The following is a 19,806-nucleotide window of genomic DNA, read 5'->3' as shown; positions in this document are numbered from 1 at the left end:
CCATGTCCACACCAAGCCAGGCTGAGATTCGCCGGCGCATCGCCAGCGCGCGCACCATCGTCGTCAAGGTCGGTTCGAGTTCGCTGACGCAGGAGGGAGGCCGGCTCGACCCCGGGCGATTGCATGCATTGGTCGCGGCGTTGGCTTCCGTGCATCTGATGGACGCGCGCGTGGTGCTGGTCTCCTCCGGCGCCATCGCGGCCGGCTTCGGGCCGCTTGGTTTTGACGCGCGTCCGACCGATGTCGCCACCCAGCAGGCCGCGGCGGCCGTCGGTCAGGGCTTGCTCATGGCGCAATACGAGGCCGCCTTCGGGCGGTACGGCGTGCGCGTCGGGCAGATCCTCATCACCGCGCAGGACACCGTCCGCGCCACGCAATACCGCAACGTGCAGCGCACGCTGAACCGATTGCTTGATCTGGGCGTCATCCCAATCGTCAACGAGAACGATTCGCTGGCCTCCAACGAGATTCGTTTCGGCGACAACGACCGGCTTTCCGCCCTCGTCGCCAATCTGGTGCGCGCCGACGCGCTGGTGTTGCTGACCGACGTGGACGCGCTCTACACGGCCCCGCCCGCGCAGCCCGGCTCGCAGCGCATCGGCTACGTGCCGGATGTCGTGGACGCGCTCGGCGAGATCGAGGTCGGCGGCACCGGCTCCAAGGTCGGCACCGGCGGCATGGTCACCAAACTCGAGGCGGCGCGTGTGGCGGCCGTCTCCGGCATTCCCTCGGTGCTCACTTCGGCGGTGAACGCGGGGCCGGCTATGATGGGCGACCCGGTGGGCACGGTCTTTGCCCCCATCAAGCATCGCGGTTCCTCGCGCCGCCTGTGGATTGGTTTCGCCGCGAATCCGCGCGGCTCGATCGTCGTGGATTCCGGCGCGGCCTCGGCTGTTCGCGGAGGCCGCGCCTCGCTGCTGGCCGCCGGCGCGCTCGAGGTGCGCGGCGAGTTCTCGGCCGGCGACCCGGTGTGGATCGACGACGAGTCCGGAGCGCATCTGGCGCGTGGACTCGCAGGCTTCGACTCCGAGGAGATCCCGCAGATGCTGGGCCGCACCAGCGCCCAGCTCAAGCGCTTCCTCGGTCCCGAATACGCGCATCCCATCGTCCACCGCGACGATCTCGTGCTCGTCTGAACGCACGCGCGTTGCGTCGATTGCACGGCGACACGAGCTCACCGCATAAGCGAATAAGCAAAGACCGCCCTCGGCAGGGAACCGGCGTCTCGCCGTTTGCCCCTGCCAAGGGCGGTCTTTTGCATGATATGAGTTGCGGGCGGATCTCAGTCCTCGAGTCCCTTGCCGCGCTCGGAAAGCGAAACGATCCAGCTGAGCGCCGCGCCGACGAGCACGAACACGCCGAGGGCCACCAGACCGCCTTCTCCGGTGTCGGCGGTGTGGAACAGGGCGTCGAACCACACGCGGATATTCGGCGCGAAGAAGCCGCCGAAACCGCCGAGCATGGTCACGATGCCGATGCCGCCGGCCAACGCCGCGCCGGTGAGCAGCTCGGTGGGCATGCGCCAGAAGATCGGCTGGCTGGCGATGACGCCGGTGGCCGCGAAGCACAGGCAGATGATGGCGATGAGCGGCGAGGCGAACGCGGAGATGATGATCGAGGCGCCGGTGATGAGCAGGATGACGGTGACGAAGACATGATGGTGGCCGACGCGGGCGCTCCACTTGGGCAGCAGCCACGTGCCGATGAGCGCGAAGACCCATGGAATCGTGGAGATCAGCGAGACCTTGAGGCCGACCTTCTCGCCGACAAGGCTGGAAACCTGCGTGGGCAGGAAGAAGGTGATGCCGTAGACGCCCACCTGGATGAGGAAATACACAATCGACAGCACCCACACGCGCCAGGATCCGAACGCGCCCTTGACGCTGGACTGGGTGGCGGCGGAGGCGCGGCGTTCCTCGTCCTCGATGGCGTCGGCGAGCAGCGCGCCTTCCTTGGGCGTCAGGAAACGGGCCGTGCGGGGCGTGTCGTCAAGATAGAACCAAGCCGCGATGCCGACGACCGCGGCGGCGATGCCTTCGAGGAAGAACATCCAGAACCAGCCGGGCAGTCCCATGATGCCGTGCATCTGCAGCAGCAGGCCGGAGATGGGCGAGCCGATGACCATGGCGATCGGGGCGCCCATGTAGAACAGGCCGCGGATCTCATCCTGCTGCTTCTTCGGGAAGAAAATCGTGGTCAGGTAGATGGCGCCGGGGAAGAAGCCGGCCTCGGCGATGCCGAGCAGCACGCGCACGATCAGGAACTGGGATTCGTTGCGGGTGAAGGCCATGGCCGCGCCCACGATGCCCCAGGCGATGGCGAGAAGCGTCAGCCATTTGCGTGCGCCGACCTTGCGCATGGCGAGATTGCAGGGCGTGCCGAGGAAGGAATAGATCACGAAGAACAGGCCCGAGCCCAATGCGTATCCCTGGGCGGTCAGCCCGGTGTCGGCCATATAGGACTGCTGCGCGTAGCTGATGTTGGTGCGGTCGAAGAAGGCGAGCACATACATCAGCATCAGGAACGGCACAAGCCGCGCGCTGGTCTTGGCGATGATGCGGGATAGGTCGTGGGAGCCGCTTGCGGCGTCCGATGTGCGCGGACTGGTTGCGGTGGGGGATTGCTGTGCCATAAGGAACCTCGTTGTCGCTCAGGGATAACCTCATTGGGCGGTGGCGTCCGCGCCGTCATTGCACGCGGGGCGTTGCCGTCCTGCGGTTTAGATTAGGGACGCGTGGGGTGGGTCCCAATATGTGGGATTGGGGTGGGATGTTTTGGGATGGCCGCGGAAGCGAGGGCGGGCGCTGCCGTGCGTGTACGCGCCGTCCCAAATTCGTTGCGGGTCGTCCCTGTATGTGGGACGGTGGGATCGGCTCCCATAGAGTGGGACATGTCACCACACGGCGCATCCGCACGGAACGATCCACGCGGGTGACCGGCCGAATCTCAATGAGGAGGAAGTGCACGATGCCATTGCCATCGACGAAACTGCCCATCATCACGCATATCCGCGCGTATTCCATGGGAGGCGCGGCCGCCAAGGTCCACGGACAGGGCGGCGGCGACTATCACGACCAGGGTTCCGGACACTGGATCGACGACCATATCTGCACCCCGATGTCGAAGTACGCGGAATACGAACAGTCCCGCCAGTCCTTCGGCATCAATGTGCTCGGCACGCTGGTCGTCGAGGTCGAGGCCTCCGACGGCACCACCGGCTTCGCGATCTCGACCGCCGGCAACCCCGGCTGTTTCATCGTCGAGCATCATCTGAGCCGCTTCGTGGAGGGCAAGCGCGTCGACCAGATCAAGCTCATCCACGACCAGATGATCAACTCCACGCTGTATTACTCCGGTGGCGGCGGCGTGGTCATCAACACGATTTCGGCCGTGGACCTGGCGCTGTGGGATCTCTACGGCAAGGTCATCGGCCTGCCGGTCTACAAGATCCTCGGCGGCGCGGTGCGCGACGAGATCCACTTCTATGCCACCGGCGCCCGTCCCGATCTGGCGCAGAAGATGGGCTTCATCGGCGGCAAGATGCCGACCCACTGGGGCCCGGCGGCCGGCGACCAGGGCATCGCCAAGGACATCGCGATGCTCGCCGACATGCGCGAGAAGGTCGGCGACGACTTCTGGCTGATGTTCGACTGCTGGATGAGCCAGGACGTCAACTACGCCACCAAGCTGGCGCACGCGGCCGCGCCCTACCACCTCAAGTGGATCGAGGAATGCTTCCCTCCGAACCAGATCGAGTCCTACCGCCAGCTCAAGAAGGTCATGCCGGCTGGCATGCTGATGACCACCGGCGAACACACCGGCACCTTGGAGGGCTTCAAGGAGCTGTCCGACGCGGGCGTCGACATCCTGCAGCCCGATGTCGGCTGGTGCGGCGGCGTCACCTCCCTGTGCGAGATCGCGGCCATCGCCAAGTCGCGCGGCCAGCTCGTGGTGCCTCACGGCTCGTCGGTCTACTCGCACCACGCGGTCATCACCTTCACGAACACGCCGTTCAGCGAGTTCCTGATGACCGCGCCCAAGGCGGACCATCTGCGCCCGCAGTTCGACCCGATCCTCGTGGGCGAGCCCGTGCCCGAAGGCGGCATCATCACCGCCGAACAGCTCGACAAGCCCGGCTTCGGCGTGGAACTCAACCGCGACTGCCCGCTCGAGCGCCCGTTCGAGCACTGACGGAAAGCCTCACCATGACTGCACTTCCGCATAACGCATTCAAGGCCGCCCTTGCCTCCGGCACGCCGCAGTATGGTCTGTGGATGGCCTCGGCCTCGCCGACCATCACGGAGATCGCGGCCGATTCCGGCTACGACTGGCTGCTGCTGGACGGCGAGCACGGTCCCTACGACCTCAACACCACGCTCGACTGCCTGCGCGCCACGCATGGCTATCCGACCACGCCCATCGTGCGCCCGCATTCGGCGGATCCCGTGGCCATCAAGCAGGTGCTTGACCTCGGCGCGCAGACGCTGCTCATCCCCATGGTGAACACCGCCGAGGAAGCGCGGCTGATGGTCAAGGCCGTCGAATACGCGCCCCAGGGCATCCGCGGCGTCGGCTCGCCGATCGCCCGTTCCGGGCGCTGGGGGCGGATCCCGAACTACATGCGCGACGCACGCGGCGAGATTTGCCTGCTGGTGCAGGTCGAAAGCCAGGAGGCGCTGGACAACATCGAGGATATCGCGGCAGTCGAGGGCATCGATGGCATCTTCATCGGGCCCGCCGATCTGTCCGCCTCGCTCGGCCACCCCGATGACGCCGCGGCGATCATGGACGAGATCCACCACGCCTTCGACGTCATCAAGGCGCATGGCAAGGCCATCGGTTCGCTGGCCTTCGACGCGCCCACGGCCAAGCGCTTCGTCGAATGGGGCGCCACCTTCGTCGCGGTCGCGGGGGACACCGACCTCCTCGTGCACGCGATGGACCGGGATCTCGCGCAATACCGTTAGATTCGGATCGGCACTCACGTCCGCCGGCATCCGGGAGTTCCCGGGCGTCGGCGGACGTACCATATGCATTGATATCCACGGAAAGGACCTCGTGATGGCATACGCATCCGACAGCCCCGCTCCAGCGGGAACCGGCACGCTGATCCACGGCATCGAGGTCATCCGCGCCGTCGCCGGTGGAGCCACGGCGCTGAAATCCGTCGTCGAGGCCACCGGGCTGAGCCGTTCCACCGCGCACCGATTGGTGCAGGCGCTGCGCATCGAACGCTTCCTGCGCGAGGACCCGGATGGCAAGCTGCGCCTGGGGCCGGCTCTGATCGAGCTTGGCTTCCGCGCGCTTGACAGCGTCTCCCTGCAAACCGTGGCGCATCCGGTGCTGGAGAGCCTCGCCCGGCAGGTCAAGGACACTGTGCATCTGGCGGTGGAGGAGGCCGGCGAAACGCTGTATCTCGACAAGATCCATGGCGGGCGCACGATCGAGATCCATTCGTGGATCGGCTGCCGCATGCCCCTGACCTACACGGGCCTGGGCAAGGCGCTGCTGCTCGATTCGCCCACGCGCTGGACCTCGCAATATGTGCAGGACCGCAATCTTACGAACCGCGATCCGCAGCACGACTATGCCGACGAAAGCGCCTTCCACGCCGCGATGGAGAAATTCGCGCGGCAGGGCTTCGCCTACGACCTTGAGGAGAACGAACCGGGCATCCGGTGCGTGGCCGCGCCCGTGCATGATGGCCGCGGCAAGATCGTCGCCGCGATATCCGTCTCCGGCGCGAACCAGTTCATGCCTCCCAAGCGCATGCGCGCGCTCGGTCCGGTGCTATTGGACGCTGCCAAGCGCATCGGCGCGGAGCTCGGATACCAGACCGAGGCCAACGAGCGCGCGGATTGATGATGAGGGGTTGCGGACGTCACGCGAACCCCTAAGCCGAATATCGGTCGCAGAACCATGAACTTCGCGTCGTCGTCCTATGTCCCTCACTGAATGGCCGCTATGAAGGTCTCCAAAGTCCCGTTTCCCTGGATGCGCACACGCGGCAGCGCCGTGGGGTCGGCGCCGACCTTCGCCCAGCCGTATCGCGTGGTGAAGGCGCACAGCACCCCCGCCTCGCGCACTGCCTCCTGCGCCTCGGGCGTCGTGTCGCCGAAGGGATAGGCGAAGGCCTCGCCCGCCCCGGTCAAGGCCTGCGAAGCCTTGAGATCCTCGACGATCTGCGCGCGGCTCATCGCGCTGATGCGCCCGCCGTGCCCGATCGTGCCGCCCGCCCGGTGCATGTCATGCGAATGCGATTGGTATTCGAGATACGGCGTCGCCATCTCGCGCATCCGCTGCACCACCCCTGGATCGACGGTGATGTCGAAGGACGTGGCCGGCACCCGGTATTTCGCCAGCAGCGGTGCGCCGACTCCGAAGAACCCGCCCTCGCCATCGTCGAAGGTCAGCACCACGCTTTTGGCGGGCAGGCTGTGCGTGCCGTCGAGGAAGGCGCGCACCTCGCGCCACGAGGGGAAATAGAAGCCGTTGCCGGTCAGGTATTTCAGCTGTTCCTCGAGCGCGCTCGCCGCGATGAAATTGGAGTTGAGCTCGGCCGGCGGCGCATCGTCCGCGTAGACGTAGTGATACATAAGCACCGGTATGCCGCCGTTCTGCCGCTCCATCGACTCGACCACGCGCACGGTTCGTTCGGCGTGCGCGAGTTTGCCGGCGGCGTTCGTCACCGTGTATTGGATGCAGTAGTCGCCTGGCGTGCTCGTGTCCACTGTGCCGCTGGTCCTGATGCGCGCGGTGAGCGCGCCCTCGTCTGGGTCCATCGCATGCGCGCCCGGCTCCACGTATCGCTCGCCCTTGAGCACGATGGTGACGGGGCTGCCGTTGACTCCGATGACGATGCGCCCGGGGTCGCCGGTCGGCGCCGCCGCGCGGTTCAGGGTTTTGCGGTATGGCCGCGTTGCCGTCGCCTTGATCGAGGCATCGGCCGCCGGGACGGGCGAAGGCAGGGCGAGTCGTGGCGCGGCGATGGCCAACGCCAGCACAAGAAACAGCGCCATGGCCGCGGCTGCCAATGCGACGAACCGTGTGCGGGCGGCCGCGACGGCACGGGCGGACGAGCGGCTGATATGCAGGCCGGTGCGTGCGGTCGCCGGTCGGCGCTGACCTGAGCGAATGGACGCCATGCGGTGCGCGCCCGGTGCCACGGGAGAGCCGTCGCTCGTGAGCGGAGCTGTGAAGGCGTCGGCATCGAGGCGGGGCATGTCGCCGTCATTGGGATCGCCGGTGGCGCCGGGGATGTTCGCGGCGCTGACGCTGCCGCCACTGGCGCCGTCGCTGACGCGGCGCGTATGCCGGCCGTGCGCCGCGTGGGAGTGAACCGGGCCGCTGGCGCGGTCCTCGTCTCGATTCGCGTCAGAAATTCCCGCCATATGTCCCCTCTTCCGTCCCTCCCATTCCACCATCGGGCCAGCGTGCGCGCAAGTCGTCCGACATATGCGCGCGCCCCTGCGCGTTTTCGTGCGGAAGGTCTAGCATGGATGCCATGACTATGGCGCAATGGCAGACCCTTTCCGACCGTATCGACCGCGTGGCCCCAAGCGCCACCCTCGCCGTGGATTCCAAGGCGAAAGCGATGAAGGCGTCGGGCATCGACGTCATCGCCTATGGCGCCGGCGAACCGAATTTCCCGACGCCCGCCGCCGTGGTCGCCGCCGCCGCCGAGGCGTGCCGCGACCCGCGCAACTACAAATACACCCCGACCCCCGGCCTGCCCGAGCTGCGCCGGGCCATCGCCGACAAAACGCTGCGCGACTCCGGATACGAGGTCGCCCCGGAACAGGTCGTCGTGACCAACGGCGGCAAGCAGGCCGTCTACGAAACCTTCCAGATCCTGCTCAACGACGGCGATGAGGTCATCATCCCCGCGCCGTATTGGACCAGCTATCCCGAGGCCGTCAAGCTGGCCGGCGGCGTGCCCGTCGAGGTGTTCGCCGGTGCCGAGCGCGGCTTCGAGCCCGATGTCGAGGCGATCAAGGCCGCGGCCACCGGGCGCACCAAGGCGATCATCGTCAACTCGCCGAACAACCCGACCGGCGCCGTGTGGAGCCCCGAAACCGTGCGCGCGATCGGCGAATGGGCCGTCGCGAACCATATCTGGATCATCTCCGACGAAATCTACGAACACCTCAACTATGACGACGCGAAGACGACCTTCATCGGCGCGGCCGTGCCGGAATGCCGCGACCAGCTCATCGTGCTCAACGGCGTGGCCAAGACCTACGCGATGCCCGGCTGGCGCGTCGGTTGGCTGATCGCGCCGCTGCCGGTGGCCAAGGCCGCCTCGAAGCTGCAGGGGCATATGAGCTCGAATGTGGCGAATGTCTCGCAGCGCGCGGCGCTCGCCGCCGTGGCAGGGCCGCTCGACGAGGTGCATCATATGCGCGAGGCCTTCGACGCGCGCCGCCGCGCCATCGTCGCCGCGCTCAACGATATCGAGGGCGTGCATTGCCCGACGCCGACCGGCGCGTTCTATGCCTTCGCCGACGTGCGCGAGCTGCTCGACCGCCCGCTCGGCCCGGAGCATGTGACGTGCGCGACCTCCTCCGAGCTCGCCGCCGCGATGCTCGACCAGGCGCATGTCGCCGCCGTGCCCGGCGAGGCCTTCGGCGCGCCCGGATACCTCCGCTTCTCCTACGCGCTGGACGACGAATCCCTGGCCGAAGGCATGCGCCGCATGAAAACCTGGGTCGAGGCATAACCTCTCCCAACCCTCCCCATATCCTCATCCCCTTCCCCCAAACCCCACCTCCCCACGGTGCGGCAAACTCCACGGTGCGGTAAACCCCACCGTGCGGTAAACCATAAAACGGCGGAATATGGCCGAAATGACGTTTACCGCATGGTGGGGTTTACCGCACCGTGGAGAAAACGGCACCGTGGAGTGGCGCGGGGCGCGACACGGCGGCGACGGGGATGGTTCGCGACACCGGCGACACTCGGGTTGTCGAAATCGACATATGCTGCTAAGGTATCGGCTTGGCGGTTTTGCCCGATGCGAACGCATAGGTTCACCGGTGCGGGTAGCATGGGCAGAGTTCCCCTAGGGAAGTGGCGCAATTGGTAGCGCAACGGTCTCCAAAACCGTAGGTTGTGGGTTCGAGTCCCGCCTTCCCTGCCAAGTGATGTAACCCAAGCGAAGGATGGATATGGCGAAGGCAAGCAAGAGCGAAAAAGCGGTCAAGCCCAATGTCTTCATGCGTATCGGTCTGTTCATCAAGCAGATTATCGACGAACTTCGCAAGGTCGTGACTCCCACCGCGAAAGAGCTGTTCTTCTGGTCGCTCGCCGTGTTCATTTTCGTGCTGCTGCTGATGGCGCTGGTCACCGGCATGGACTTCGGCCTGGGCAAGGCCACGCTGTGGGTGTTCGGCTGATCGTTCTTCCCGGTATGACTGCCTAACCCGAAGGTGAATGTGCATGAGTGATGAAGTGAATCTCGAAGGTCTGGACGCGTTGCCCGACCTGCCCGAAGAGGCGGGTGTCGAGGCGGCCGCTGAGCCGGAGATCAATCTTGAGGCCGCCGCGCCGGTTGAGGCCGATGCGAATGAGGATGCGGCCGTTGCGTTCGAGGCTCTTGGCGAGACTGAGTCGGCGGATGATGCCGCCGCTGCGGTGAACGATGCCGATGTGGCCGTGGCGCTGGGCGATGAGCCCACCGACGGCGAGGCTGGCGAGACCAAGGCGACCGCCGAGGCCGAGGCTTCCGATGCCGGTCAGCAGGCCGTCGACGAATTCTCCAAGTCGCTGCGCACGCTCGAAGGCAAATGGTATGTGCTCCATACCTATTCCGGTTATGAGAAGCGCGTGAAGACCAACGTCGAATCCCGTATCGCCAGCTTCGGCCTCGAGGACAAGATCTTCCAGATCGAGGTCCCGATGGAAGAGGTCGAGAAGCACACCGACAAGGGTAAGAAGGTCATCACCCGCGTGCGCATTCCCGGATATGTGCTCATCCGCATGTGGCCGGACGAGGACGCGCGCCGCATCGTGCGCGAGACCGAGGGCGTCACCGGCTTCGTGGGCCCGACCAAGGAGCCCGCGCCGCTGAGCCGCAAGGAAGTCGTCGCCATGATGGCGCCGATGATCGCCTCCGAGGCGCTGAAGCAGGCCGGTGACAAGCCCGCCGCCGCCAAGAAGCGCACCATCGAGGTGTCCTATGCCGTGGGCGATCAGGTCACCGTTACCGACGGTCCCTTCGCCACGATGGCCGCCGTCGTCTCCGACGTCGAGCCGACCACGCAGAAGCTCACCGTGCTTGTGTCCATCTTCGGCCGCGACACGCCCGTCGAGCTTGGCTTCGACCAGGTCGAGAAGCTCGGCTGATATCGCTGCTTATCCGAAAGCCCCGCCGCCGTGCGGGGCTTTTCGCTATTTCGGGACGGGCCGGAGGTCGGCGGGACTTTGGGCGGTCGGATGACCGGGCGTTATTTGCGCTCCGCTTGGTGGCATGCGGGTATCGCTGACGGATGGCCTGGCGTTACCTCCGTTCCTGTTGGTGGCGCGCAGGTAACGCTGGGAGGGGTTAGCGTTACCCGCGCTCCTGTTAGCGGCATATAGGTAACGCTGAGAGCCTCGTAGCGTTACCTACCTTCCACTTATTGGAGCGGGAGGTACGCTGAGACTTCTCTCCGCGTTACCTCTGCGCCACTTGGCGGCATGTGGGTAACGCCGGGACGGTTCGGCATGGCCCGTGCCCCGCCTAGGAGTCCCGGAGCGCCGCTGATTTTGGCTGGTGTGATGCCGCCGGTTATATTGCCCCGCTGTTGCCCCGACGATGGTCACGAGGTTGCCGCCTGTCCGGAGAACCATAGGCCCAAGTCTTTGCTTACCAAATGCGGTCCGACACGCGCTGTGTCCGAGACATCCCATTGATCTGGGAACGCGGTATGCGCAGGCGCCGCCGCGGCCATTTGCCGCCGCAAGTTGGCCGCATCCTCTCGCCGTTGACCGGACGCTTTTCCTTCCTCGGCGGAGGAAGGAAAAGCATGTCCGCGAGGGACTGCATAATGGAAAAGTTGTGGCTGGAGGGCTGGCGTGAGCCGTGCCCGCTGGCACAGCGCAGCAATATAGGTTGCGGGAGGAGTTCGCGATCCGTCGAACGGAACGTGGGCGCCGGCACCACCGCTTCATAGAAAGAAGAACCATATATGGCTCCCAAGAAGAAAGTCTCCGCGCTGATCAAGCTGCAGATTCAGGCTGGCAAGGCCAATCCGGCCCCGCCGCTGGGTCCTGCCCTGGGTTCGCACGGCGTGAACATCATGGACTTCTGCAAGGCGTACAACGACGCCACGAAGGACAAGATGGGTCAGGTCATCCCGGTTGAGATCACCGTCTACGAAGACCGTTCCTTCACCTTCATCCTCAAGACCCCGCCGGCCGCGGCTCTGCTGCTCAAGGCCGCCGGCATCGAGAAGGGCACCGAGAACCCGCTGACCCACAAGGTCGGCTCCGTCACCAAGGCTCAGGTCAAGGAGATCGCCGAGATCAAGATGGCCGATCTGTCCGCCCGTGACATCGAAGCCGGCATGAAGATCATCGAGGGCACCGCCCGTTCCATGGGCATCACGGTCACCGACTGAGCAAGGGAAGGAATACGACAATGGTTAAGCGTTCCAAGAAGTACCGCGAAGCTGCCGAGCGCATCGATCGCAACAACCTCTACACCGCCAACGAGGCCATCGCCCTGCTCAAGAGCATGCCGGCCTACAACTTCGACCAGACCGTCGAAGCGGTGTTCCGTCTGAACGTCGATCCGCGCAAGGCCGACCAGCTTGTGCGCGGCACCGTCAACCTGCCCCACGGCACCGGCAAGACCGCCAAGGTGCTCGTGTTCGCCCGTGGCCCGAAGGCCACCGAGGCGACCGAGGCCGGCGCCGACATCGTCGGCGATGACGAGCTCATCGCGAAGGTCGCCGATGGCTTCCTCGACTTCGACGCCGTCGTGGCCACCCCGGACATGATGGGCAAGGTCGGCCGCCTCGGCCGCGTGCTCGGCCCCCGTGGCCTCATGCCGAACCCGAAGACCGGCACCGTGACCATGGACGTCACCAAGGCCGTCGCCGACATCAAGGGCGGCAAGATCGAGTTCCGCGTCGACAAGAACGGCAACCTGAGCTTCCTCATCGGCAAGATGAGCTTCGACGAGCAGGCTCTGGACGAGAACTTCAAGGCCGTGGCCGATGAGGTCAAGCGCCTGAAGCCCTCCACCGTGAAGGGCCGCTACATCACCAAGGCGACGATCACCTCCACGATGAACCCGGGCGTGCCGGTCGATCCGGCGATCTACGCCTGAGTTATAGCGCGAAATACAGCGTTGGGGAGCGGCGTGAGTTTGCGTCGCTCCTCTGCATATACGAGGACCTCAGTGCCCATGCGGCGCCGGGGTCCTCGTCGTATCTGAGCAGGCTTTTGGCTATGCGGCCGCATGATCGTGTATGCGGCCGGAGATTCGGATGCGTCGGTCGAAAGCCCGCTGGGCTTTCTTTTTCCGGCTATGCGGCCGCATGATCGTGTATGCGGCCGAGCGCTATCGCAGTGGTCAGGACGTAGGCCTCGCGGGGGTCGGTGGCGTCCCAGCCGGTTGATTCGGCGGCGCGCTTGAGACGATATCGCACGGTGTTCGGATGGACGTTGAGCTCCTTGGCCGTGGCCTCGAGCGAATTGCCGGAATCCAGGAAGGCGGCGACCGTGGCCATCGTCGGGTCGTCGGGCCCCGCGGCCGCAAGGCTGGCATACACCACGTCGACGAGTTCGCGGCGGGCCGCCTCGTCTCCCAGCAGCGCCCGCTCCGGCAGCACGTCGTCGGCCCGCATCGGGCGGGGGAGGCGCGTGCCGGTCATGGCGGGGGCGGCCGCCAGCGAATAGAGCACCGCGCGCACCGTCTCGGCCGCGCCGACGACGCCATGGCGCGTCGGGCCCAGGCACAGCGGCCGTGCATCGTCGAATGCGGAGGACATGGCCGTGCAGGTCACCTCCGGGGTGGCCGCGCCCTGGCGGCGCACCAAGGCGACCAGATGCCCGTTCCTGGTGCCGGCGATCACCTGTCCGCCGCCCAGATCACGCACGCATGAATGCGTCAGGGAGATGGCCGTGCGCACCTGCGCGTCCGCCGCGTCGCGCCGGCCCCCGGCCGCGCCCCGCGTCGTGTCCCGCGTCGTGCCGCCCACGGCGAAGCAATCGAAGTCATCGCCCCAGCCGTCCACGGCCATCAGCGATGCCACGCGCCCGTCGTCGATGCCCGAGGCCAGGCATTCGAAGATCACGGCCTCGAGCTGCGTGTCGGCGTCAAGCATCCCCAGGAAATCGGGGGCGGTGGAATCGGTCATGGCTCTAGTCTAACCGTCGCGTCATTCGCCGCGGAAACCCCGTCCACCACCTCCACGGCGGCGGGCGCATCGGCCGCCGCCCGCGCGGCCCGCGATTCGCGCCAGAATTGCAGGCACAGGAAACCGAAGACGAAGGCCACGGGCAGCATATGCCGTTCGAAGTTGTTCGCCGGCGCCGTGATCATCACCCCCATCAGCAGCAGCAACGGGATATGCCAGGCCAATGCCCTCCAGCGGCGCAGCACCACTTCGGCCGCGCCGACCAGCAGCGTGAGGATGACGTAGAAGTTGCCATGCGTCGGCCAGCCGAGCACCGGCGCCGCGCTCCACGAATCAGCGAAGGTGGCGACGCTCGCGCGCCAGTCATGGTTGACGTAGCGGATCCACGTCGAGTTCTTCTGCACATAGTCGCTGTCGATGTAATAGGACATCGGCACGTACGGCAGGTCGGCGATGTCGAAGTATCCATAGGATTTCGCCAGCAGCGCGTCGAGCGCCACGATCGGCGAGGCCTTGACGATCTCAAGCCACGCCTCGTTGAACCGTTCCATATCCTCCGGCGTCACGGTGCGCCAGCGATAGGAGACCTTCTTCGACTGGATGCCCGAGGACTTCACCGGATCGGCGTCTTGGCTCGAATAGGCGTCGGCCATCTGGTCGAGGTTGAACACCGGCGCGAGCTTGTCCTTCGCGGACTGCGGAATCGCCTCCGGGTCGCGCTGGGCGACTCGCGCGATCATCTGCAACTGCACGCCGCGGCTTTCGATCGGGTCGCCGCCGATGATCGCGCCGGACTGGATGGCCAGCGCGGTGCCGCCGTGCACGAGGATGACCGGCAGCAGCAGCGCCGTCACATAGACTGCCCAGCGCCGACGGTCCGCGAGGATGCCGAGGACGATCTGCAATGCGACGATGTACCAGGCGTATTTCGCCGAGACCAGCATCACGATGGTCGACAGCGCGAAGGCGAGCACGGTGCGTCGCGGCAGACGCGGGGCGTCGACGCTCCGCTTGCCCGCCGCGCGGCGCGTGAGATGGAGCTCATACCAGATGCCGAACCACCAGGTGAAGGCGAAGGCGAAGAGCGGGGATTTGGTTATCGATATCGTCGAGAACACCGCGAGGGGGCATATGAGGAAGAACAGGATGATCGCGACGCGGGCGAAGCCTCCCGCAGGGGTTGTGCCGGCGGTGGCGAGGCGGTCCTGCATGCCCGTCCGCGATGAGTCCGATGAGTCCGCCGGAACCATGATCGGGCGCAGATTCAGGAAGCGGTTCGCGGTGGCGGCGACGCAGAAGACGGCGAACAGGAACTGCGTGGCGGCCAGCGCGACGATGCCCCAATCGTTCGAGCCGGTCAGATAGCGCGAGACGGCGGCGGCGGCGCCGTAAATCAGCGTGAGGACGATATTGTGCTGGTCGGTCAGATAGGTCGGATCGTCCGGCCACATGTAATGCGCGGTCGGGTAGATGTCCATCGGCACGAAGGAGAAGAAGCCGATATAAGGCTGCTTCAGGCCCGTCCATTGGTTCCAGGCCCAGCTGAACTCGCGGATCTGCGAGCGGATGTCGGCGCCGAAGGCGGCCAGCAGCGTCGTCGGCGCCCACAGCCAGCCGAGGAACAGGATCAGCGCGATCTTCCACCAGCGGTCGGTGCCTCGCACGATGCCGCGGCCGAGCAACGCAAGGAAACGGCGCACCGCCATGCCGGGGCGGGAGAGCGCCCAGCTCGCGGACCACATGCGCAGACCGGGCGGCACGATGCGGCGCGGTTCGCGCTCATATCCCTCGCCCTGGTGGCGGGCGCGGTGCCAGCCGAGCACTGGCACGCCGTTGGCCCAGCGCACCAGTGCGAGGACGATGCCGAGGTAGATGAGGAAGGACAGTAGGAAATACGCCGCGTTGACCGGGCCGAAGTCGGCGATCGAGGAATCGGCCCAATACAACGGGCCGACGGCCGTGCACAGCGCTAGCCATAGACAGGCGAGCGTCGCCAGAGCCCAGCGCGCCGCCCGCGCGGCCGCCGCCAGATGCGGATGCGCGGATGGCGCGCGGGCGGTCAGGTCGTGGTTCGTGGCGGCGTTCATCCCAGCCATTTTACTCACCGCCGTTCACCGGAGCCGGGCGCTTCGGCGCATGAAGCCGGAGTCGGGAAACCCGCGCGACGGGCCTCGTCGATATGCGGATCAGCGCAGGCGAGCCAGGCCGGAGGCGACGAGCGCCGCGACGGCGGCCTTGACGATGTCACCGAGGATGAAGGCGCCGGAGGCCGCGGCCACGGTGAGGAACGGCGCATGGAAGAGCACGGACTGGACGAAGAAGCCGGTCGCGTAGACGACGGCCACGCCGCCGATGAGCGCGGCAAAACCATATCGCGCGATGTTCGGTGTGCGCCCGCGCAGCAGCGCGATGAGGGCCACGCCCGGCAGGAAACCAAGCAGGAAGCCGGCGTCGGGGCCGACCAACGCCAGCGTGGACATGCCGCCGGCAAACACCGGCAGGCCGGCCGCTCCGGCGGCCAGATAGGCGGCCACGGAGGCGGCGGCCTGACGCCACGGGAGCATGAGGCCGGCCATCATCACGACGAAGGTCTGCAGGGTGATCGGAGTGGGCGAGCCCGGCACCGGAATCGCCCCGGCCGCGGCGGCGGCCCACATCAGCACGGCGAAAAGCGCCGGTTTCCAGCTTGCGGCGGCGATGCGGCGCGGCAGCGAGACGGCTTGGGCGTGCACGGCTGTGGATGCGATGGTCTGCATGATGACTGATCCCCCTCATGTAAGCGACTGGTGCGCCCGAGGCGCATATCCCTTTGGTTCCGCAAGGATAGGCGCGCGAAGCTACGGCGGCGTTTGTGGAACCTCACAAAAGATTCACGGCGGTTTTGTAGACGTTTGCGTTGAGCCCGCCGATGAACGGGAGAAGACTATTGACATCATGGGGCATATTGTCAAGAAACTTCTGATTGCCAACCGAGGCGAGATCGCCCTGCGCGTGGTGCGCACCGCGCGCGAGATGGGCATCGCCACCGTGGCCGTCTACGCCGAGCAGGACCGCGACTCGCAATACGTCGACATGGCCGACGAGTCCTATCTGCTGCCGGGCGACACCTACAAGGACACCTACCTCAACGAGGACCTGCTGATCGACATCCTGCACCGTTCGGGCGCCGACGCCGTGCATCCGGGATACGGCTTCCTCTCCGAGGTCGCCGAATTTGCCTCCAAGGTGATCGCCGCCGGCGCCATCTGGGTCGGTCCGAATCCGAAGGCCCTGGTCGATCTGGGCGACAAGATCACCGCCCGTCGCGTGGCCAAGGGCGCGGGCGTGCCGCCGGTGCCGGGTATCTCCGACCCCGTTTCCGACATGCGCGTGCTCCTCGATTTCGCGCATACGCATGGCTATCCGCTGATGCTCAAGCGCACCGACGGAGGCGGCGGCCACGGCATCACCGTCGTGCACGACGACGACGAGCTGCGTGGCTTCTATCTCAACCACGATTCGCTGCAGGGCGGCGACCTCAAGGAATACTTCGTCGAGAAATTCATCGACAAGGCCCGCCACGTCGAGACCCAGTCCGGCCGCGACAGCCATGGCAACTTCACCGTCTACTCCACGCGCGACTGCACCGTGCAGCGGCGCAACCAGAAGCTCGTCGAGGAGGCCCCCGCGCCCTTCCTGCCCAAGGACGTCGAGCTGCAGCTCGAGGGCTACTCCCGCAACCTCTTCGAAGCCGTCGACTACGTGGGCCTGGGCACCTGCGAGTTCATGGTCACGCCGAACAACAAGGTCTACTTCCTTGAGGTCAACCCCCGCCTGCAGGTCGAGCACACCGTCTCCGAGGAGGTCTCGGGCCTCGACCTCGTGCGCGAGCAGCTGACCATCGCTGACGGCGGCACGCTCACCAAGGCCCCCGCGCCGCGTGGCCACGCCTTCGAACTCAGGATCACCTGCGAGGATCCGGCCACGAACCTGACCCCGAGCTCCGGCACGCTCACCCGCGTCGACTGGCCCTCCGGCCCCGGCATCCGCATCGATTCCGGCATCGAGACCGGCGACACGGTGTCGCCGAAATTCGATTCGATGATGGGCAAGCTCGTCGTCTCCGCCCAAAGCCGCGAAGCCGCCGTGGCCCGCGTACGCCGTGCTCTGGGCGAGCTGCATATCGAAGGCGTGCCGACCCCGGCCAGTCTGTTCGAGCGCATCTTCAACGACGATGAATTCACCGCCGAACACGAGCACAGCTTCGACGTGAGCACCAAGTGGCTCGAACGCAAATATCTGAACCGCAAGCCCGGTTCCGCCGCCTCCGGCCAGCCCGCCTCGCTGAGCGCCGCCGGTGCGGACGAATCCGGCAAGCCGACGCCCACCGAGACCTTCGTCATCGAAGTGGACGACCGCCGCGTCAAGCTCACCGTGCCGCTCGATATCGTCGAGAACATCACCGGCTCGGCCCGCGCCCGCGGCGCCAAGCGCCCCACCCAGCCGCTGCGCGGCCAGGGGCTGCATAACATCGGCGCCAAGAAGCAGGCGCCGGCGGACAAGCCCGGCGTGATCTCCTCGCCGATGCAGGCCGTGGTCACCCGCATCAACGTCGCCGAGGGACAGGAGGTCGCCAAGGGCGATCTGCTCGTCGTGCTCGAGTCGATGAAGATGGAGAACTACGTCTACGCGCCCACCGCCGGCACCGTCACCAAGGTGCTCGTCGGCCCGGCCGATGGCGTCGAGGCCGGCGAGACGCTGGTCACGATGGAGGTCAAGGGCGCGGACGCGAAGCCCGCCCATACCGATGCCGGGAAGGAGGCCTGAGATGACCGATATTATCGAATCCCCGGCCGTCGTCGCGGCCATGGAACACATGGGGGCGCCCGAAGCCGGCACCCAAGGCTCGCAGCCTTTGCGCGCCGGGGTCGTCAAGGCCGCGGAGCTCGCCCGCGACGCCGAGGAGCATGCCGTCTCCCGCCAGCATGCCAAGGGCAAGAAAACGGCGCGCGAACGCCTGGACCTGCTGCTGGACACCGGCAGTTTCGTGGAGATCGGGCGCTTCCGCGGCGGCGACATCAACGGCGGCAAGGCCGGTTCGGCCGTCATCACCGGCTTCGGCGAGGTCTATGGCCGCCGCGTAGCCGTCTATGCGCAGGATTTCTCCGTCAAGGGCGGCACCCTGGGTCGCGAGGAAGGCGAGAAGATCTGCCATCTGATGGACAGGGCCCTCGACCTGAAGATCCCGATCGTCGCGCTCATCGATTCCGGCGGCGCGCGCATCCAGGAGGGCGTCGCCGCGCTGACGCAATACGGCCGCATCTTCCGCAAGACCTGCGAGGCCTCCGGCTATGTGCCGCAGCTTAGCCTGATCCTCGGCCCCTGCGCGGGCGGCGCGGTCTATTGCCCGGCTCTGACGGATCTCATCATCATGACGCGCGAGAACTCCAATATGTTCGTCACCGGCCCGGATGTGGTCAAGGCCGCCACCGGCGAGACGATCAGCATGGAGGATCTGGGCGGCGGCACCGTGCACAACACCGTCTCCGGCGTGGCGCATTACCTCGGCGAGGACGAGGCCGACGCCATCGACTACGCGCGCACCGTGCTCGCCTATCTGCCGTCGAACGCCGAGACGCAGCCGCCGGCCTTCGCCTATGCCGCCACGCGCGCCGACCGCGACACCGCCAAGCGTCTCGCCGGCATCGTGCCCGACAACGACCGCCAGCCCTACGACGTGCTCGAGGTCATCCGCTGCATCCTCGACTACGGCGAGTTCGTGCAGGTGCAGGAGCTTTTCGCCGGTTCGGCCGTCGTAGGCTTCGGCTGCGTCGAGGGGCACCCGGTCGGTGTCGTCGCCAACCAGCCCGCCGTCTCGGCCGGCATCCTCGACGTCGACGCCTCCGAGAAGGTCGCGCGCTTCGTGCGCCTGTGCGACGCCTTCAACCTGCCCGTCATCACGCTGGTGGACACCCCCGGATACAAGCCGGGCGCCGACCAGGAGCACGCCGGCATCATCCGCCGCGGCGCCAAGGTGATCTACGCCTACGCGAACGCGCAGGTGCCGCTGGTCACCGTCGTGCTGCGGAAGGCCTTCGGCGGCGCGTATATCGTGATGGGCTCGAAGGCCATCGGCGCCGATATGAACTTCGCGTGGCCCTCCTCCCAGATCGCCGTGCTCGGCGCGACCGGAGCCGTCAACATCATCCACCGCAAGGATCTGCAGAAGGCGAAGGAAGCCGGCCGCGACGTGGACGAGCTGCGTGCGCGGCTCGCCGACGAATACGAGCGGACCACCGTCAACGCGAACCTGTCGCTGGAAACCGGCCAGATCGACGCGATGATCGACCCCGAGCAGACGCGCGAGGCCATCGCCGAATCCCTGCGGATGCTCGCCGGCAAACGCCGCGTCAAGCGCACCGCCAAGCACCACGGTAATCAACCGCTATAACACATCTCTTCATAACCGAACCCACCCACC

The 19,806-nt window shown here is 66.4% G+C and carries 16 protein-coding genes and 1 tRNA gene; 12 read left to right on the top strand and 5 right to left on the bottom strand.

The features are described from left to right. The first annotated feature begins 2 nt into the window (after window positions 1–2). Complete coding sequence (gene proB / locus AC1AUD_RS07995; RefSeq protein WP_476573774.1) at window positions 3–1,136, top strand: glutamate 5-kinase; 1,134 nt, start codon at window positions 3–5, stop codon at window positions 1,134–1,136. A 146-nt stretch (window positions 1,137–1,282) separates the two neighbouring features. Here proB and AC1AUD_RS07990 read toward each other — a convergent pair whose 3' ends face one another. Then, window positions 1,283–2,632: an MFS transporter gene (locus tag AC1AUD_RS07990; protein ID WP_476573772.1), complete on the bottom strand. Its 1,350-nt coding sequence runs from the start codon at window positions 2,630–2,632 to the stop codon at window positions 1,283–1,285. A gap of 335 nt (window positions 2,633–2,967) precedes the next feature. Here AC1AUD_RS07990 and rhmD point away from each other — a divergent pair, with 335 nt between their 5' ends. The 3 genes from rhmD to AC1AUD_RS07975 all read left to right on the top strand — a co-directional run bounded on the left by rhmD (window position 2,968) and on the right by AC1AUD_RS07975 (window position 5,862). Further along, entirely contained in the window at window positions 2,968–4,191 is a 1,224-nt protein-coding gene (rhmD, locus tag AC1AUD_RS07985) for an L-rhamnonate dehydratase (protein WP_476573770.1), read from the top strand. Between the two features lie 14 nt (window positions 4,192–4,205). Then, a complete protein-coding gene (locus AC1AUD_RS07980; protein ID WP_476573768.1) occupies window positions 4,206–4,967 on the top strand; it encodes an HpcH/HpaI aldolase family protein in 762 nt (253 codons plus the stop codon). A 94-nt stretch (window positions 4,968–5,061) separates the two neighbouring features. Beyond that, window positions 5,062–5,862: an IclR family transcriptional regulator gene (locus tag AC1AUD_RS07975; RefSeq protein ID WP_476573766.1), complete on the top strand. Its 801-nt coding sequence runs from the start codon at window positions 5,062–5,064 to the stop codon at window positions 5,860–5,862. Between the two features lie 86 nt (window positions 5,863–5,948). Here the strand turns inward: AC1AUD_RS07975 and AC1AUD_RS07970 are convergent, their stop codons facing one another. Then, on the bottom strand, window positions 5,949–7,391 hold the full coding sequence (locus AC1AUD_RS07970) for a polysaccharide deacetylase family protein (protein ID WP_476573764.1): 1,443 nt from the start codon (window positions 7,389–7,391) through the stop codon (window positions 5,949–5,951). A gap of 119 nt (window positions 7,392–7,510) precedes the next feature. Between AC1AUD_RS07970 and AC1AUD_RS07965 the strand changes: the two genes are divergently transcribed. From AC1AUD_RS07965 to rplA, 6 genes are all read left to right on the top strand, one after another. After that, window positions 7,511–8,719 (top strand): pyridoxal phosphate-dependent aminotransferase, encoded by a 1,209-nt coding sequence (locus tag AC1AUD_RS07965; protein ID WP_476573882.1) that lies wholly within the window; start codon window positions 7,511–7,513, stop codon window positions 8,717–8,719. Window positions 8,720–9,063: 344 nt separating this feature from the next. Beyond that, a tRNA-Trp gene (locus AC1AUD_RS07960) sits at window positions 9,064–9,139 on the top strand. 28 nt (window positions 9,140–9,167) lie between these two features. After that, window positions 9,168–9,395 carry a preprotein translocase subunit SecE gene (gene secE / locus AC1AUD_RS07955; protein WP_476573762.1) on the top strand — a complete coding sequence of 76 codons (228 nt, stop codon included), beginning with the start codon at window positions 9,168–9,170 and terminating at the stop codon, window positions 9,393–9,395. Window positions 9,396–9,438: 43 nt separating this feature from the next. Continuing rightward, a complete protein-coding gene (gene nusG / locus AC1AUD_RS07950) occupies window positions 9,439–10,344 on the top strand; it encodes a transcription termination/antitermination protein NusG (RefSeq protein ID WP_476573760.1) in 906 nt (301 codons plus the stop codon). A gap of 824 nt (window positions 10,345–11,168) precedes the next feature. Next, the gene (gene rplK / locus AC1AUD_RS07945) at window positions 11,169–11,600 is read left to right on the top strand and encodes a 50S ribosomal protein L11 (RefSeq protein ID WP_476573758.1); all 432 of its coding nucleotides are present in this window, start codon (window positions 11,169–11,171) and stop codon (window positions 11,598–11,600) included. 20 nt (window positions 11,601–11,620) lie between these two features. Continuing rightward, the gene (gene rplA, locus AC1AUD_RS07940) at window positions 11,621–12,313 is read left to right on the top strand and encodes a 50S ribosomal protein L1 (RefSeq protein ID WP_476573756.1); all 693 of its coding nucleotides are present in this window, start codon (window positions 11,621–11,623) and stop codon (window positions 12,311–12,313) included. 199 nt (window positions 12,314–12,512) lie between these two features. Here the strand turns inward: rplA and AC1AUD_RS07935 are convergent, their stop codons facing one another. From AC1AUD_RS07935 to AC1AUD_RS07925, 3 genes are all read right to left on the bottom strand, one after another. Further along, window positions 12,513–13,346, bottom strand: coding sequence for a PucR family transcriptional regulator (locus tag AC1AUD_RS07935; RefSeq protein ID WP_476573754.1), 834 nt, complete (start codon window positions 13,344–13,346; stop codon window positions 12,513–12,515). Next, window positions 13,343–15,433 (bottom strand): DUF6020 family protein, encoded by a 2,091-nt coding sequence (locus AC1AUD_RS07930; protein WP_476573752.1) that lies wholly within the window; start codon window positions 15,431–15,433, stop codon window positions 13,343–13,345. The genes AC1AUD_RS07935 and AC1AUD_RS07930 overlap by 4 nt, the downstream gene beginning before the upstream one ends. Window positions 15,434–15,532: 99 nt before the next feature. Then, a complete protein-coding gene (locus AC1AUD_RS07925) occupies window positions 15,533–16,102 on the bottom strand; it encodes a biotin transporter BioY (RefSeq protein WP_476573750.1) in 570 nt (189 codons plus the stop codon). 178 nt (window positions 16,103–16,280) lie between these two features. On the opposite strand from AC1AUD_RS07925, the gene AC1AUD_RS07920 reads away from it, so the two are divergent. Together AC1AUD_RS07920 and AC1AUD_RS07915 are read left to right on the top strand one after the other, a co-directional pair. Continuing rightward, window positions 16,281–18,152 carry an acetyl/propionyl/methylcrotonyl-CoA carboxylase subunit alpha gene (locus AC1AUD_RS07920; RefSeq protein WP_476573748.1) on the top strand — a complete coding sequence of 624 codons (1,872 nt, stop codon included), beginning with the start codon at window positions 16,281–16,283 and terminating at the stop codon, window positions 18,150–18,152. Between the two features lies 1 nt (window position 18,153). Further along, window positions 18,154–19,776, top strand: a complete 1,623-nt coding sequence (locus AC1AUD_RS07915) for an acyl-CoA carboxylase subunit beta (protein ID WP_476573746.1) — start codon at window positions 18,154–18,156, stop codon at window positions 19,774–19,776. Window positions 19,777–19,806 lie beyond the last annotated feature (30 nt).

The organism is Bifidobacterium sp. LH_730, assembly GCF_056355835.1.
The sequence above is the reverse complement of the archived record's forward strand: the minus strand, read 5'-3'. Positions and strand labels throughout refer to the sequence as shown.

What these genes read in the sequence shown, in the direction of transcription:
- proB (WP_476573774.1), top strand. Translation starts at nt 3, where the DNA reads ATGTCCACACCAAGCCAGGCTGAGATTCGCCGGCGCATCGCCAGCGCG.
- AC1AUD_RS07990 (WP_476573772.1), bottom strand. Translation starts at nt 2,632, where the DNA reads ATGGCACAGCAATCCCCCACCGCAACCAGTCCGCGCACATCGGACGCC.
- rhmD (WP_476573770.1), top strand. Translation starts at nt 2,968, where the DNA reads ATGCCATTGCCATCGACGAAACTGCCCATCATCACGCATATCCGCGCG.
- AC1AUD_RS07980 (WP_476573768.1), top strand. Translation starts at nt 4,206, where the DNA reads ATGACTGCACTTCCGCATAACGCATTCAAGGCCGCCCTTGCCTCCGGC.
- AC1AUD_RS07975 (WP_476573766.1), top strand. Translation starts at nt 5,062, where the DNA reads ATGGCATACGCATCCGACAGCCCCGCTCCAGCGGGAACCGGCACGCTG.
- AC1AUD_RS07970 (WP_476573764.1), bottom strand. Translation starts at nt 7,391, where the DNA reads ATGGCGGGAATTTCTGACGCGAATCGAGACGAGGACCGCGCCAGCGGC.
- AC1AUD_RS07965 (WP_476573882.1), top strand. Translation starts at nt 7,511, where the DNA reads ATGGCGCAATGGCAGACCCTTTCCGACCGTATCGACCGCGTGGCCCCA.
- secE (WP_476573762.1), top strand. Translation starts at nt 9,168, where the DNA reads ATGGCGAAGGCAAGCAAGAGCGAAAAAGCGGTCAAGCCCAATGTCTTC.
- nusG (WP_476573760.1), top strand. Translation starts at nt 9,439, where the DNA reads ATGAGTGATGAAGTGAATCTCGAAGGTCTGGACGCGTTGCCCGACCTG.
- rplK (WP_476573758.1), top strand. Translation starts at nt 11,169, where the DNA reads ATGGCTCCCAAGAAGAAAGTCTCCGCGCTGATCAAGCTGCAGATTCAG.
- rplA (WP_476573756.1), top strand. Translation starts at nt 11,621, where the DNA reads ATGGTTAAGCGTTCCAAGAAGTACCGCGAAGCTGCCGAGCGCATCGAT.
- AC1AUD_RS07935 (WP_476573754.1), bottom strand. Translation starts at nt 13,346, where the DNA reads ATGACCGATTCCACCGCCCCCGATTTCCTGGGGATGCTTGACGCCGAC.
- AC1AUD_RS07930 (WP_476573752.1), bottom strand. Translation starts at nt 15,433, where the DNA reads ATGAACGCCGCCACGAACCACGACCTGACCGCCCGCGCGCCATCCGCG.
- AC1AUD_RS07925 (WP_476573750.1), bottom strand. Translation starts at nt 16,102, where the DNA reads ATGCAGACCATCGCATCCACAGCCGTGCACGCCCAAGCCGTCTCGCTG.
- AC1AUD_RS07920 (WP_476573748.1), top strand. Translation starts at nt 16,281, where the DNA reads ATGGGGCATATTGTCAAGAAACTTCTGATTGCCAACCGAGGCGAGATC.
- AC1AUD_RS07915 (WP_476573746.1), top strand. Translation starts at nt 18,154, where the DNA reads ATGACCGATATTATCGAATCCCCGGCCGTCGTCGCGGCCATGGAACAC.